This window comes from Asticcacaulis biprosthecium C19 (assembly GCF_000204015.1).
Classification (GTDB): domain Bacteria; phylum Pseudomonadota; class Alphaproteobacteria; order Caulobacterales; family Caulobacteraceae; genus Asticcacaulis; species Asticcacaulis biprosthecius.
Window position 1 is genome coordinate 633,495 of sequence record NZ_GL883078.1, and the last position, 11,802, is coordinate 645,296.

Below are 11,802 nucleotides of genomic sequence, written 5' to 3' on the forward strand. Positions count from 1 at the left end.
ATAGACCCAGCCCAGTGCCCATGGCCTTCTGTTCCGCCGGACCCGCCTGTTCGTAAGGCTGGCCCAAACGGCTCAGATCGTCCGGAGCGATGCCGATGCCGGTGTCGCGGATCGTAATCTCGACCTCATTGGCACTATGGCCCAGCACCAGGGCGACATCGCCGCCTTTCGGCGTGAACTTGACGGCATTGGACAAAAGGTTGAGGCAGATCTGCTTGATGGCGCGTTTGTCGGCCGTCACCGTCAGCGACGATACCGGCATGGTGCTGGTAATTTCGATCGCCTTGTCGTGCGCGGCCGCCCGGATCAGACGCAGCGCCCCGGATACCGGCTCGCGCAGGTCGAAGGTTTCGAGCGTCAGCTCGTACTTCTGGGCCTCTATCTTGGACATGTCGAGTACGTCGTTGATCATGTCCAGCACGTGCTGGCCCGATTCCCAGATCAGTTGGGCGTATTCGGTGTACTTCGGCGACAGGTCGCCGAACAGCTTCTGACGCATGATGTCCGAGAAGCCGATCACGGCGTTCAGCGGCGTGCGCAGTTCATGCGACATACTGGCCAGGAACTTGGTCTTGCTCTGGTTCAGCGACTCGGCCTCGGCGCGCGAAGCTTCCAGACTCACTTCGCGTGCGTGGATCAACGAGGCATCGCTCAGCACGCCGTGCAGGCGGTTGTCGGCGCCACGACGCAGGCTTAAGGACACATAATGATCGAGCGCGCCGTGTGGCGTAAAACCGATCTCGGCACGGCCGGTCGTCGACGCCTGATCCAGCGCCGCCTTGACGGTTGCGCGATCCGGGGCATGGGCCGAGGCCGACAAGCCCAGGCTCATCAGCGAATTGAGGTCCAGGCCCGGCGGGGCTTCGCCATAGGCCGATACCACCTTGCCATGGCCATCCAGGCAGAGGATCAGATGGGGCTGTTCGGTGAGCATGCGCAGCAGGCGGGCGCGGGCGTCTTCGGCATCGTGGGCGCGGTCGACGCGGGCGCGTAAGGCGGGCAGAAGGCCGACGCCCAGGCCGATCGCGACCGAAAGGATCGACATGAGCGACAGCCAGAAAGCCTCCTGCGGATCGGGCAGGCGAACGCCCTGCCACAGGCCGGCCATGATGGCGATGAGCGCGGCAACCACCGACAAGGTGGCAGCCAGCGAAATCAGCCGGCGCTGGTTCAGAACCACGGCGCAGGCGATCGGGCTCAAGACCCACGCAGCGGCCGGACCTGCAATGCCGCCGGTGAGCAACACGGCGATAGTGGCGCACGCGGCCCAGATCCAGATCAGACCCTGGCGCCAGGCCGGCGAATCGCGGCTGAGCAGCATGACGGCGCAGGCGCCGGGCACGGTCATGGCGACCAGAGCGCCCGAGACAAGCGGCGAAGCCGACATGAACAACAGCCGCAGCAAGCCCAGCAACATCACCGAAGCCCAGCCGAGATGCCACAGGATCACGCCCAGACGCAGGCCGCCGTCCGTCCCGGAGGACGGCGACAGGACTTCCTGGAAATAGGCTTTGAACGGCACGCGGACCCAACTTCCCTAACCGGAGCAACCGCCCCTAACCGAACAATCTTAAACGTCGGCGCGGAAAAGACGAAAACAATCGCGCCGCAAGCGAATAGTATGACCCAAAGGACTGTAACTTAAGGTTAATCCCACCGTGCCATAGTGCCCCTCAATCTTTAGCGGACGCGAAGCATGCCCCTTCCGATGCCACAATCGCCGGAAACCGAGTCGCGGACGAACGCGCCGGGCGAAGCGCCTGCGTGGAATCTCGACCCGCGCCGCAGCCCTGACAAGGACGTGGCGCGCAAATCCTTCCTGCGGATGGTCAGCCACGAATTGCGCACGCCGCTGAACAGCATTATCGGCTTTTCCGAGATCCTGCGCCAGGAACTGTACGGCCCTCTCGGCTCCCCGCAATATGTTGAATACGCCAACATCATCCGCGACAGCGGCACCAAGCTGTTAAACCTGTTCAACGGCTTTATCGAAATCGTTCGATTGGAAAGCGGCGGCGACCTGAAAGCCGTGCCCGAGCCTGTCCTGCCGTATCTCGAAGAGGCCGCCGGCAAGCTGAAGGCCATAGCACAGGACCGCGGCGTGCGCCTCGACATCAAGCTGCGCGATGAAGACCTCTGCGCCATGTTTGACCCGCGCGGCCTGGCCTCCTGTCTGGATCAACTGCTGCACAATGCGATCGACTTCACCGCCGACGGCGTTGTCGAACTGGACGCCCGCCGCAACGGCGACCTGGTCGATATCAGCGTCTTCAACCGTGGTGATGCCCCGGAACAGGGCGATATCGAGCGTCTGACGCTTCCGTTTGAACAGGGCGATACCGGTGTGAGCCGCACGCGCGAAGGCGCCGGACTGGGCTGGGCCATCGTCAAGCTGAACTGCCAGGTCATGGGCGGTCAGTTCCGGGTGATATCGCGTCCCGGCGAAGGGTTGAAGGCGGTTGTTCGTCTAAAAGCCGCTTGAACCTGACAGAGCAGCCCGCCTATATGGCGGGCATGTCCGCACAACTGCAAGCCCGCCTGAATACCCTGCTCGAAGAGTTCGAACTGTTCGACGACTGGGAAGATCGCTACCGCTATATTATCGATCTCGGCAAGGATATGCCGCCGCTCAAGCCTGAGGAGCGGATTGACCAGACGCGCGTCCTGGGCTGTGCCTCGCAGGTGTGGCTGGTGATGGACCCGGCGCCCCAGGACGAGCTGCGGTTTCGCGGTGAGTCGGACGCCTTCATCGTCAAGGGTTTGATTGCCATCCTGGTGCGGCTTCTGGACGGTTTGCCCTATGGCGAAATCCAGAGTTTTTCGATCCGCGATACCTTGCATAAGCTGGGCCTCGACGAGGCCTTGTCCTCGCAGCGGACCAATGGGCTGATGTCCATGGTCGAAAGACTGAAGAAGGCCGCGGCTTGACAACGGCGTTCTTATATGGAACAAATAGGGAACATACTTTTTTGAGGTGTTCGCCATGGCCGCTGTTTTCGATCTCAAAACCTGTCTGAACTGGACGCGCCTGGATGCGCGCGACGCCATGCGTGACCTCAAGCTGATCCTGCAGGCACAGGATTTCCGCAGCCTGTTCACGGGTGTGGTCGAAGCGGGGTTTTATCGCGGATGGGACGGCGACGGAAACACCGTCACCGTTCACGTCGTGACAGGTTAGAGCGCGTTTTGATCCCGTAGAAACGGATCGCGTTCAAAACGAGATCTACTTGCTCTTGCCGAACTTCCATTGCTTCGGCGGTGCCCAGGGCGCGGTGGTCTTTTCCGGAATTTCCGGAACCTTGGCCGGTTTGGAGGCTTTCAGACGTTGCTCCGCGGGGCGGGCGTTGTATTCGGCCTCGGCCTTGGCCTTCAAGGCCTCGGCAAAGGCCTGGAAGCCGGCCCGGAAGTACTTGCCATACTTGCGGCCTTCCCGTTCCGACAGGAATCCCGAAAACGCGGCGCCCATCGAAAAGGACGAACCCGTTTCCGACAGCGAGTCGAATTCGAAGTAGCGCAACAGGCTGCCTTCATAGAACTTCTTGGGCACCACAATGTGAATGTGCGACAGCGGCACCCAGTCGGCGACGGCGCCGTCGATCTCCCACAGGCCAAGGCCTTCGAACTTTTCTTCGGTACGAAACGGCGCGCCGAAGCCCAGCTTCCCTGAGGCCGACTGGTGGATCGGGCTCCAGGAGGTCCACGAGTCAATGTCGGCAACGATCTCATAGACATCGTCGACAGGCACGGCGATGCCGACTCGAATTTCTATCTTGTAGGCCATATTACACCCCCGCCTTCAGTTTCCAGGTTGCCCCCGTCGCCGAGTCCATCACCTCGACCCCCAGTTCGTCAAGCGCCTTGCGAATGCGGTCGGCTTCGGACCAGTTCTTTGCCGTGCGCGCGGCGATGCGTTCGGCGATCAGCGCATCAATCTTTACCGTCAGATCTTCATCCACCCCGGCCTTGAACCAGGCTTCGGCATCGCCCTGAAGCAGACCCAGCACCTTTCCGGCGGCCAGAAGTTGCGACTTGGCGGCGATACGCGCCGCATCATCGGCTGCCGTTTCCAGCGCCTTGGCCAGCGCCGACAACTCGGCAAAGGCGCGCGGCGTGTTGAGATCGTCGCTCAAGGCCTCCAAAACCGCCGGCGGCGTGGCTTCATCGCGTACAGGCACGGCGGCAAACTTGCGCAGCGTGCCATACATGCCGTCGAGGCGCGACTGGGTCTGGGCGATCAGTTCACCGGTCCAGTCCAGCGGGCCGCGATAATGGGCCGACAACAGGGCGGCACGGATCACTTCTCCCGGCACCTGTTTGATCAGATCGTGAACCAGCTTCACATTGCCCAGCGACTTCGACATCTTGTCGCCATCGAAGGTCAGGAAGCCATTGTGCATCCAGTAGTGGGCATATTCGCTGTCGTGACCGTGGGCGTGCTGGGCGCACAGGCCCTGCGCGATCTCGTTCTCATGGTGGGGGAAGATCAGGTCATGTCCGCCGCCATGGATATCGATCGGCAGACCGAGATTGGCTTCGATCATGGCCGAGCATTCGATGTGCCAACCCGGCCGCCCTGGCCCCCAGGGGCTGTCCCACACCGGTTCGCCCGTTTTGGACGGCTTCCACAGTACGAAATCCTGCGGGTTGCGCTTATAGGGGGCGACCTCAACGCGGGCGCCGGCGATCATGTCGTCGACCGACCTGCGCGACAGGGCGCCATAGGTCTTGAACGACTCGACGTCGAAAAGGACATGGCCCTGTTCGGCATAGGCATGACCGTTGGCGACGATGGCGGCGATCTGATCAACGATCGCGGCCATATTGTGCGTCACCCGCGGTTCAAGAGTGGGCCGCAGCGCGCCCAAGGTCGCCATGTCCTGATTGTAGATATCGGCGAAGTGGTTGGTGATGACATCGATCTCGACGCCCTGGTCCATGGCCGCCTTGTTGATCTTGTCATCGACATCGGTGATGTTGCGGGCATAGATGACGTGGTCTTCGCCATAGATCGTCCGCAGCAGTCGGAACAGAACATCAAACACCACGACCGGGCGGGCATTGCCGATATGGGCGTAGGAATAGACGGTCGGACCACAGACATACAGGGTCACACGCTGCGGGTTCTGAGGCTGGAATTCGACCTTGTCGCGGCGAAGCGTATCGTGAATCTGTAATTTCATTGGTGTTTTCGGTTGTAATCAAGGTGGGCTGTCCCATATAGACGCGGTCTCGCCGATGCACCACGTTTAACTCGCGCACTTTGATCCAAAAATGTGCTAGAAGCGTAAGTGTCAAAACCGCCTTACTACCGTACTGACGGAATCGGGTCGCGGCGCCGCGCAAACTTCGTGCGGGTCAAACCATTTTTGAGGGATGCCACGCGTCATTCCGGATGCCTCCGCACCGGCGCCACTCGGCCCTCAGGGGACTGTGATATTGAATATGGATAGTCTGGATCCAAAGAGCCTGCTCGCCACGTCGAAGCCGGTCAGCGTGACCACCTTTACCAACCGCCCTTCGCGTGAGCAGGCCATGGAGGCCGTCCGTACGCTTCTGGCGTGGGCCGGCGACAATCCCGACCGCGAAGGTCTGATCGATACGCCCAAGCGCGTGGTCGACGCCTATCAGGAATGGTTCCAGGGCTATGACGCCGACCCGAAGAAGGAGCTGTCGCGCACCTTCGAGGACGTGCAGGGCTATGACGACATGGTCATGCTGCGGGAGATCGACGTCGAATCGCATTGCGAACACCATATGGCGCCATTCCTGGGCAAGGCCTGGGTGGCCTATATGCCGACCGAAAAGGTTGTTGGTATTTCCAAGATCGCCCGCGTCGTCGAGATCTTCGCCAAGCGGCTGCAAACTCAGGAAACCATGACCAAACAGGTCGCCGATGCGCTGGAAGACTCGCTGGCACCGCTGGGCGTGGCTGTCCTGATTGACGCTGAGCACCAGTGCATGAGCACCCGCGGCGTCCATCACAAGAATGTCTCGACCGTCACCACGCGTTTTACCGGCGTGTTCAAGACGGATACGGTGCTGCAGGAACGGTTCCTGAGACTGACACAAAAATGAGTTCAAAGGCGCATGATTCGTCATGCGCCTCTCAGTGGGCGACTGCCCACCGCGCATACTTGCGCGAGCCATGCGGCGCTTGAGCTAAAGAATAGATTTTTTACGCGGCGCGTGCTTGGGTGACAGGCACGCGCCGTCGTTTTCTCCGTCGGCGCGAACTTTAAGCCGGCGATTGAGAAATATTCTTAATCCTTCTCGTCTAAGGCTCCGTTTCGGCCGGTTTAGGTCTTTACTTTTGACCGGGACTTGGCCTAAATCGCCGGGTCGGTTCTGAAACCAGGGCGCTTACGGTTCTGCGCCCCCGTAACCGGATGGCATAAGATTTCGCCCCATGCGCCGCAGCGCGGGGGTCTAAAGGGAGTTTTACTCATGGGCGCAAAGCTCGGCGGCGGTGGCGGCGGTAAGTACAAGATCGAACAGAACTCAGACATCAACGTGACTCCGTTCGTTGACGTCATGCTCGTTCTGCTGATCATTTTCATGGTGTCCATTCCGGTGGCCACGGTCTCGATTAAGCTGGACCTGCCGCCCGCAAAGGCGCCCCCCACGGGTGAAAAGAAAAAGGATCCGGTCTTTATTTCGATCATGGGTCCGAACGATATCTATATCGCCGAGCGCAAGACGTCGCTCGAAACCCTGGACGCGGACGTCCGTGCCGCCCTTCAGTCGGACGACCCGCTCAACGAGCGCATCCTGGTCCGCGGCTGGAAGGACATCGAGTACAGGGACTTCGTGCAGGTCCTGAACGAGCTTCAGCAGCACGGCTACCTGAAGATCGGCCTGATCAACGAAGACATCGAATAGTCTTCGCGATCCTGGAATTTTAAAAACCCCGGCAGGTTTTCCTGCCGGGGTTTTTCTATGGTTTGAAAACTGGCTATATCACAGCAATCACGAACTTAAGGATAGGTTTGCGATCGCGGTAGGTGGCCACGCTTATCTCAAGCGGGGCAAAGCCTTGCGGCCGGTCCGACTTACTGATCCGTTTCGGATTTTCGCCCTACCGGCAGTTTGATGCCGCGCTTCATCAAGGCTTCACGCAGCAGCATTTCCAGCATCGAATTTGTCGAACGCAGCTCGGAGGCGGCCAACATCTCGACCGCCTCCATAACTTCGGGCCGGACCCGAAGCGGATAGGATTTCTTGCCCGGCGAAGCCATCAGCCGTAAAGCGTCCCGGTGTTGACGACCGGCTGGGCTTCACGGTCGGCGCACAGCACCACCAGCAGGTTGGACACCATGGCGGCCTTGCGCTCCTCGTCCAGATCGACCACGCCACGCTCGGACAGTTGCTCCAGCGCCATCTCGACCATGCCGACGGCGCCGGCGACGATCTTGTGACGGGCGGCGATCACGGCTTCGGCCTGCTGACGCTTCAACATCGCGCCGGCAATTTCCGGTGCATAGGCCAAGTGCATCAGGTGCGTCTCGTCGATGGTGACGCCGGCAACCTCGACGCGTTTGGCCAGGTCGTTCTTCAGACGCTCGCCAACGATTTCGGCATCATCGCGCAGGGTCGGCTGGCCGTCGTCGGCGTGATCGTAGGCATATTGCCGCGCCGTTTCACGCAGGGCTGTCTCAATCTGGATGTTGACGAAGGCGACATAGTCGTCGACGTCGAACAGGGCCTGAGCCGAATCGGCCACCCGCCACACGACATTGGCCGCGATTTCGACCGGGTTACCGCGCTGGTCGTTGACCTTCAGCGTTTCGCTGGTGACGTTGCGGACCCGCAGCGACACCTTCTTGCGGCCATACCAGAAGGGCACCCAGCGCAAGCCCGTGGTGCGATCGCTGCCCTTGTAATTGCCGAAGACCGTGATGGCGACGGCCTGGTTCGGCTGGACGGTGTAGAAACCGCAGAGCAGGAACAGCGCCGCCAGACCCAGAGCTATAGCGGCAAACCCCAGCACGCTGCGGGTCACCAGGACGGCGATGATCGCCGCCACAAGCGCCAGCAGGATCAGCAGCCACAGGCCACCACTTCCGCCGGCGCCAGGGATTTCGCCGGTTTTGTTGATAGATTTTTCGTTCATATTACCCTCCCGTCGCGACGTCGTCAGAGATGATCTCTCAGACGTCCATTTCCTTCACCACATAGCCCTTGCCGAAGGTCTTCGGCCGAAAGCGCAGAATCTTGTGCTGCTTCTGCTTGCGCAGCAGCACGCTCTGCATGGCGCCTTCCGCCTCATAGGCAACGGTGTAGTTCACAATCTCCCAACCCTGGGCCACCAAGGTGCTCAGGGGTTTATCGTCATCGGCCATGGCCCAACCCTCCAAAACTCATATCAAAGTGATATCACTTTATGCTGAGCCGGGCAAGACATCAATTCATGGTACAATAGGCGGTCACCGGAGCGCTCTCCGGTGCCTATGAGGGAGGGGAAGCCAATGCCGGCAAGGATTCGCACCAAAAGTGCAGTGTACAAAATCGAACAGAATTCCGATATCAACGTGACGCCATTCGTCGACGTCATGCTGGTTCTGCTCATTATCTTCATGGTGTCGATCCCCGTCGCCACGAAGGCGGTCAAGTTGGACATGCCGCCGCCCAAGGCTGGCGCCACAGGCAAAACACCAACCTTTATTTCCATCCAGGGGCCGGGCGACCTCTATATCGGCAGCCAGAAGACGAGCCTGGCACAACTGGATGCCGACCTGCGCGCCGCGCTACAAAGCCAACACCCCCTTGAAGAGCGCGTCCTGGTTCGCGGCAATGCCGACATTGAGTACGATGCCTTCATGCAGGTGTTGAACGAACTGAACGCCCACGGCTACACGCGGATCGGCCTGATCAACGAGGATATCGACTGACGGGGTTCCCTTCGCCGCCGTCCTGGCGTATCGGAACGCATGAACGATACCCCCGACGATATCGAAGACGACGATCTGGCCGAAACTGACGTCAATGTCCTGACCGCCACCGTTACCGCGGACGAGGCCGGCGACCGGCTGGATCGCGCCCTCACCGTCCATTTCCCCGACCTGTCGCGTGCCCGCCTGCAAGCCCTGATCGCCGAGGGCCGCCTGAGCCACAACGGCGCCGTCATCACCGACGGCAAGCACAAGGCGCGGCCGGGCGACTACAGCCTCAGCATCCCGGCCCTGATCAGCGCCAATCCCGAACCGCAGGACATCCCTCTCGATATCCTATTCGAGGACGAACACCTGATCGTCATCAACAAAGCCCCCGGCATGGCGGCTCACCCGGCGCCCGGAACGCGCGACGGCACCCTGGTCAATGCCTTACTGTTTCACTGCGGTGAGTCCCTGTCAGGCATCGGCGGCGTGCTGCGGCCAGGGATCGTCCACCGGCTGGACAAGGATACCTCCGGGGTCATGGTGGCGGCCAAGAGCGATGTCGCCCACCGCAGCCTGTCGGAATTGTTCGGACGCCACGATATCGACCGTGAATACAAGGCGGTGGTGCGCGGGGCGCCTCGCTACGTCTCCGGCACGGTCAATACCCGCATCGGCCGGTCGCATCATGACCGCAAGAAGATGGCGGTGTTACGCGGCGGCGGGCGCGAGGCCATCACCCACTATCGCCTGGAAGAGGTGTTCGGCACTGTCAAGCCCTTGGCGGCCTTGCTGAGCTGCCGGCTGGAAACGGGGAGGACCCACCAGATCCGGGTCCATATGGCGCATCTGGGCTGCCCGTGCCTGGGCGATCCGGTCTATGGTTCGGGCGCTCCGGCGCGCGAGGTCCAGGAGATTGTGCGCGACCTGGAATTCGGCCGTCAGGCCTTGCATGCCGGGCTGCTGGGGTTCGTGCATCCCATCACCGGTGAGAAGTTGAAGTTCAAGGCGAAGATGCCGGACGACATGGTCCAGTTGGTGGAAGCCTTGCAAGATATGTAGGGCTTACCGTCCGCCGCGCCACTTCTGGTACAGCATCCATCCGCCTAGGGCGACAAACAGCGCCACCATCACAATCAGCCACGGGTCGGTGATGATCTGCTGCCACGGCAGGTTCATGTGGCCTCGCGGTAGATATCGAAGGCGCCGAGGAATTCCGGATTGTGGATGATGCTGCCGCACGACAACTGATAGCGGCCGCTGTCGACCAGGTTGAAGGCATCCGGCACCAGCGGCAGGAAAAGTTCCTGGCCTGACTTCTTGCCGACGAGTGACAGCACGAACCCCTCCGAACGGTTGGCGCGAACCAGCCGCCCAGCCAGGATCTCGGTTGACATCAACGCGTCATCTGCCCCAATCTGGTTCATCCGTACCAGGATCAAGGTCCCGCGCATGGCCCTCAGGATGGGATGGTTGCGGTCGGCAAACGCCTCCGGCACCAGCTCATTCCAACGTCCCATTATTGATCGCTCACGGCCAACTCGCGTTGCTCGTGCCTCCGCGGGGGCGGCGAAACGTCGCCGGCACCCAAGTGAATCGTCTTGGGGGCGCTAGTTACAGTGCATAGTCTGAGCATCAGTACCCACCTTCAACATATGCGAATCGCGGCTTTTCACCGTCATCGGTTACCACAGTTTCGGTGAACATCGACAGCGGCCGCACCCACAGACGCGCATTGCCGGCTTCCTGGTGCAGAGGCGCATACAGCACCATAACCTCCTCGGTTTCGGAATGGGTCACGGTTCCGAACACCTTGTACAGCTTCTCCTTATAGTGGCGATAGGTGCCACGTTGGATGTCAGACTGGTAAAACGAGGTTGTCAGGGGCATCGCCGGCTCTTATCTGGATGTGGTCCAACCATGAACCTGTTCGTCGAGGATTGAAAGTGCACCGAGTTCTTATCATCGCCGGTTCCGACCCGTCGGGCGGTGCCGGAATCCAGGCCGACATCAAGACGGTGACCTGTCTCGGTGGCTATGCGATGACGGCCATCACCGCCCTGACCATCCAGAACACCCTTGGCGTCACCGGCGTCATGGCCGTGCCGCCCGACATCATCAAGGCCCAGGGCATCGCCTGTCTCAGCGATATCGGTGCTGACACGGTCAAGACCGGCATGCTGGGTGACGCCTCCGTCATGGAGGCCGTCGCCGAGGTCATGGATGCGACCGACGCCTTTGCCGTGGTCGACCCCGTCATGGTGGCCAAGGGCGGCCACCCGCTCTTGGCCGAACAAGCGGTCGCCGCGCTGAAGGCGGTAATGATTCCTCGCGCCGGGTTGCTGACCCCCAATGCGCCCGAAGCGGCCGCCCTCACCGGGTTCGCGGTGGAAAATGAGGATGACGCCCGCCGCGCTGGCGAGGCGCTGTTGAAGGCCGGGGCACGCAATGTCCTGGTGAAGGGCGGGCATCTGCCCGGCCCCGAAGTGGTTGACCTGCTGTTTACCCAGGACGCCGTCTTCCGGTTCGCCTCGGAGCGCGTTGATACCCGGCATACCCATGGCACCGGCTGTACGCTGGCCAGCGCCTGCGCCGCGCTGTGGCGAGCGGAGCGGCCTCTGAACGAGACCATCGAGCTGGCACGGGACTATGTGATCGGCGCCATCCTGATGGCACCGGGCTTGGGTGGCGGGCATGGGCCTTTGCGGCATAACTGGTTGTTGTGATTTTTGAACGCCTCATGCCAAAAAGTGGCGTCCACTTTTTGGCATGAGGCTCACAAGAAAACCCTCCGCCGAAGCGAAGGGTGGTAGAAATGTCACCGGATATAAATACGGTTTGGAAAGCCGTCAGGGTGAGCCGAAAAGGGCTGGTTTCGAGAACCGGAGCGGAGCGTACCGTGCTCAAAAAGCGAAGCGTTAGCACAGCT

General features: G+C 60.9%; 15 protein-coding genes. 8 read left to right on the top strand and 7 right to left on the bottom strand.

What is annotated here, in order from left to right; all coding sequences use genetic code 11:
• Nucleotides 1–1,522: histidine kinase dimerization/phospho-acceptor domain-containing protein (locus ABI_RS13300; RefSeq protein WP_040309249.1), on the bottom strand; the 1,522-nt coding region annotated here is incomplete at its 3' end.
• 174 nt (nt 1,523–1,696) lie between these two features.
• On the opposite strand from ABI_RS13300, the gene ABI_RS13305 reads away from it, so the two are divergent.
• Genes ABI_RS13305 through ABI_RS13315 form a run of 3 tightly spaced genes read left to right on the top strand, consistent with a single transcriptional unit; the run spans nt 1,697 to nt 3,178 of the window.
• On the top strand, nt 1,697–2,482 hold the full coding sequence (locus ABI_RS13305) for a sensor histidine kinase (RefSeq protein WP_245531353.1): 786 nt from the start codon (nt 1,697–1,699) through the stop codon (nt 2,480–2,482).
• Between the two features lie 32 nt (nt 2,483–2,514).
• A complete protein-coding gene (locus ABI_RS13310; protein WP_040309419.1) occupies nt 2,515–2,928 on the top strand; it encodes a SufE family protein in 414 nt (137 codons plus the stop codon).
• Between the two features lie 55 nt (nt 2,929–2,983).
• Entirely contained in the window at nt 2,984–3,178 is a 195-nt protein-coding gene (locus ABI_RS13315) for a hypothetical protein (protein WP_006273532.1), read from the top strand.
• 45 nt (nt 3,179–3,223) lie between these two features.
• On the opposite strand, the gene ABI_RS13320 is transcribed toward ABI_RS13315, so the two are convergent.
• Together ABI_RS13320 and cysS are read right to left on the bottom strand one after the other, a co-directional pair.
• Nucleotides 3,224–3,781, bottom strand: coding sequence for an SRPBCC family protein (locus tag ABI_RS13320; RefSeq protein WP_006273533.1), 558 nt, complete (start codon nt 3,779–3,781; stop codon nt 3,224–3,226).
• A 1-nt stretch (nt 3,782) separates the two neighbouring features.
• Nucleotides 3,783–5,180: a cysteine--tRNA ligase gene (gene cysS / locus ABI_RS13325; RefSeq protein ID WP_006273534.1), complete on the bottom strand. Its 1,398-nt coding sequence runs from the start codon at nt 5,178–5,180 to the stop codon at nt 3,783–3,785.
• A gap of 262 nt (nt 5,181–5,442) precedes the next feature.
• Here cysS and folE point away from each other — a divergent pair, with 262 nt between their 5' ends.
• Nucleotides 5,443–6,075 carry a GTP cyclohydrolase I FolE gene (gene folE / locus ABI_RS13330; protein WP_006273535.1) on the top strand — a complete coding sequence of 211 codons (633 nt, stop codon included), beginning with the start codon at nt 5,443–5,445 and terminating at the stop codon, nt 6,073–6,075.
• Nucleotides 6,076–6,444: 369 nt separating this feature from the next.
• A complete protein-coding gene (locus tag ABI_RS13335) occupies nt 6,445–6,879 on the top strand; it encodes an ExbD/TolR family protein (RefSeq protein WP_040309250.1) in 435 nt (144 codons plus the stop codon).
• 355 nt (nt 6,880–7,234) lie between these two features.
• On the opposite strand, the gene ABI_RS13345 is transcribed toward ABI_RS13335, so the two are convergent.
• Together ABI_RS13345 and ABI_RS13350 are read right to left on the bottom strand one after the other, a co-directional pair.
• Entirely contained in the window at nt 7,235–8,110 is an 876-nt protein-coding gene (locus tag ABI_RS13345) for an SPFH domain-containing protein (RefSeq protein ID WP_006273537.1), read from the bottom strand.
• Between the two features lie 37 nt (nt 8,111–8,147).
• Nucleotides 8,148–8,339, bottom strand: a complete 192-nt coding sequence (locus ABI_RS13350) for a hypothetical protein (protein ID WP_006273538.1) — start codon at nt 8,337–8,339, stop codon at nt 8,148–8,150.
• A gap of 126 nt (nt 8,340–8,465) precedes the next feature.
• Between ABI_RS13350 and ABI_RS13355 the strand changes: the two genes are divergently transcribed.
• Nucleotides 8,466–8,888: an ExbD/TolR family protein gene (locus ABI_RS13355; protein WP_040309251.1), complete on the top strand. Its 423-nt coding sequence runs from the start codon at nt 8,466–8,468 to the stop codon at nt 8,886–8,888.
• 39 nt (nt 8,889–8,927) lie between these two features.
• Complete coding sequence (locus tag ABI_RS13360; RefSeq protein ID WP_006273540.1) at nt 8,928–9,935, top strand: RluA family pseudouridine synthase; 1,008 nt, start codon at nt 8,928–8,930, stop codon at nt 9,933–9,935.
• 113 nt (nt 9,936–10,048) lie between these two features.
• Here the strand turns inward: ABI_RS13360 and ABI_RS13365 are convergent, their stop codons facing one another.
• Nucleotides 10,049–10,393, bottom strand: coding sequence for a hypothetical protein (locus ABI_RS13365; RefSeq protein WP_006273542.1), 345 nt, complete (start codon nt 10,391–10,393; stop codon nt 10,049–10,051).
• Between the two features lie 115 nt (nt 10,394–10,508).
• Entirely contained in the window at nt 10,509–10,763 is a 255-nt protein-coding gene (locus ABI_RS13370; RefSeq protein WP_006273543.1) for a DUF1653 domain-containing protein, read from the bottom strand.
• A gap of 56 nt (nt 10,764–10,819) precedes the next feature.
• Between ABI_RS13370 and thiD the strand changes: the two genes are divergently transcribed.
• A complete protein-coding gene (thiD, locus tag ABI_RS13375) occupies nt 10,820–11,599 on the top strand; it encodes a bifunctional hydroxymethylpyrimidine kinase/phosphomethylpyrimidine kinase (RefSeq protein ID WP_006273544.1) in 780 nt (259 codons plus the stop codon).
• Nucleotides 11,600–11,802: the final 203 nt, after the last annotated feature.

Coding starts and splice junctions, on each gene's coding strand:
- ABI_RS13305 (WP_245531353.1), top strand. CDS start 1,697: ATGCCCCTTCCGATGCCACAATCGCCGGAAACCGAGTCGCGGACGAAC.
- ABI_RS13310 (WP_040309419.1), top strand. CDS start 2,515: ATGTCCGCACAACTGCAAGCCCGCCTGAATACCCTGCTCGAAGAGTTC.
- ABI_RS13315 (WP_006273532.1), top strand. CDS start 2,984: ATGGCCGCTGTTTTCGATCTCAAAACCTGTCTGAACTGGACGCGCCTG.
- ABI_RS13320 (WP_006273533.1), bottom strand. CDS start 3,781: ATGGCCTACAAGATAGAAATTCGAGTCGGCATCGCCGTGCCTGTCGAC.
- cysS (WP_006273534.1), bottom strand. CDS start 5,180: ATGAAATTACAGATTCACGATACGCTTCGCCGCGACAAGGTCGAATTC.
- folE (WP_006273535.1), top strand. CDS start 5,443: ATGGATAGTCTGGATCCAAAGAGCCTGCTCGCCACGTCGAAGCCGGTC.
- ABI_RS13335 (WP_040309250.1), top strand. CDS start 6,445: ATGGGCGCAAAGCTCGGCGGCGGTGGCGGCGGTAAGTACAAGATCGAA.
- ABI_RS13345 (WP_006273537.1), bottom strand. CDS start 8,110: ATGAACGAAAAATCTATCAACAAAACCGGCGAAATCCCTGGCGCCGGC.
- ABI_RS13350 (WP_006273538.1), bottom strand. CDS start 8,339: ATGGCCGATGACGATAAACCCCTGAGCACCTTGGTGGCCCAGGGTTGG.
- ABI_RS13355 (WP_040309251.1), top strand. CDS start 8,466: ATGCCGGCAAGGATTCGCACCAAAAGTGCAGTGTACAAAATCGAACAG.
- ABI_RS13360 (WP_006273540.1), top strand. CDS start 8,928: ATGAACGATACCCCCGACGATATCGAAGACGACGATCTGGCCGAAACT.
- ABI_RS13365 (WP_006273542.1), bottom strand. CDS start 10,393: ATGGGACGTTGGAATGAGCTGGTGCCGGAGGCGTTTGCCGACCGCAAC.
- ABI_RS13370 (WP_006273543.1), bottom strand. CDS start 10,763: ATGCCCCTGACAACCTCGTTTTACCAGTCTGACATCCAACGTGGCACC.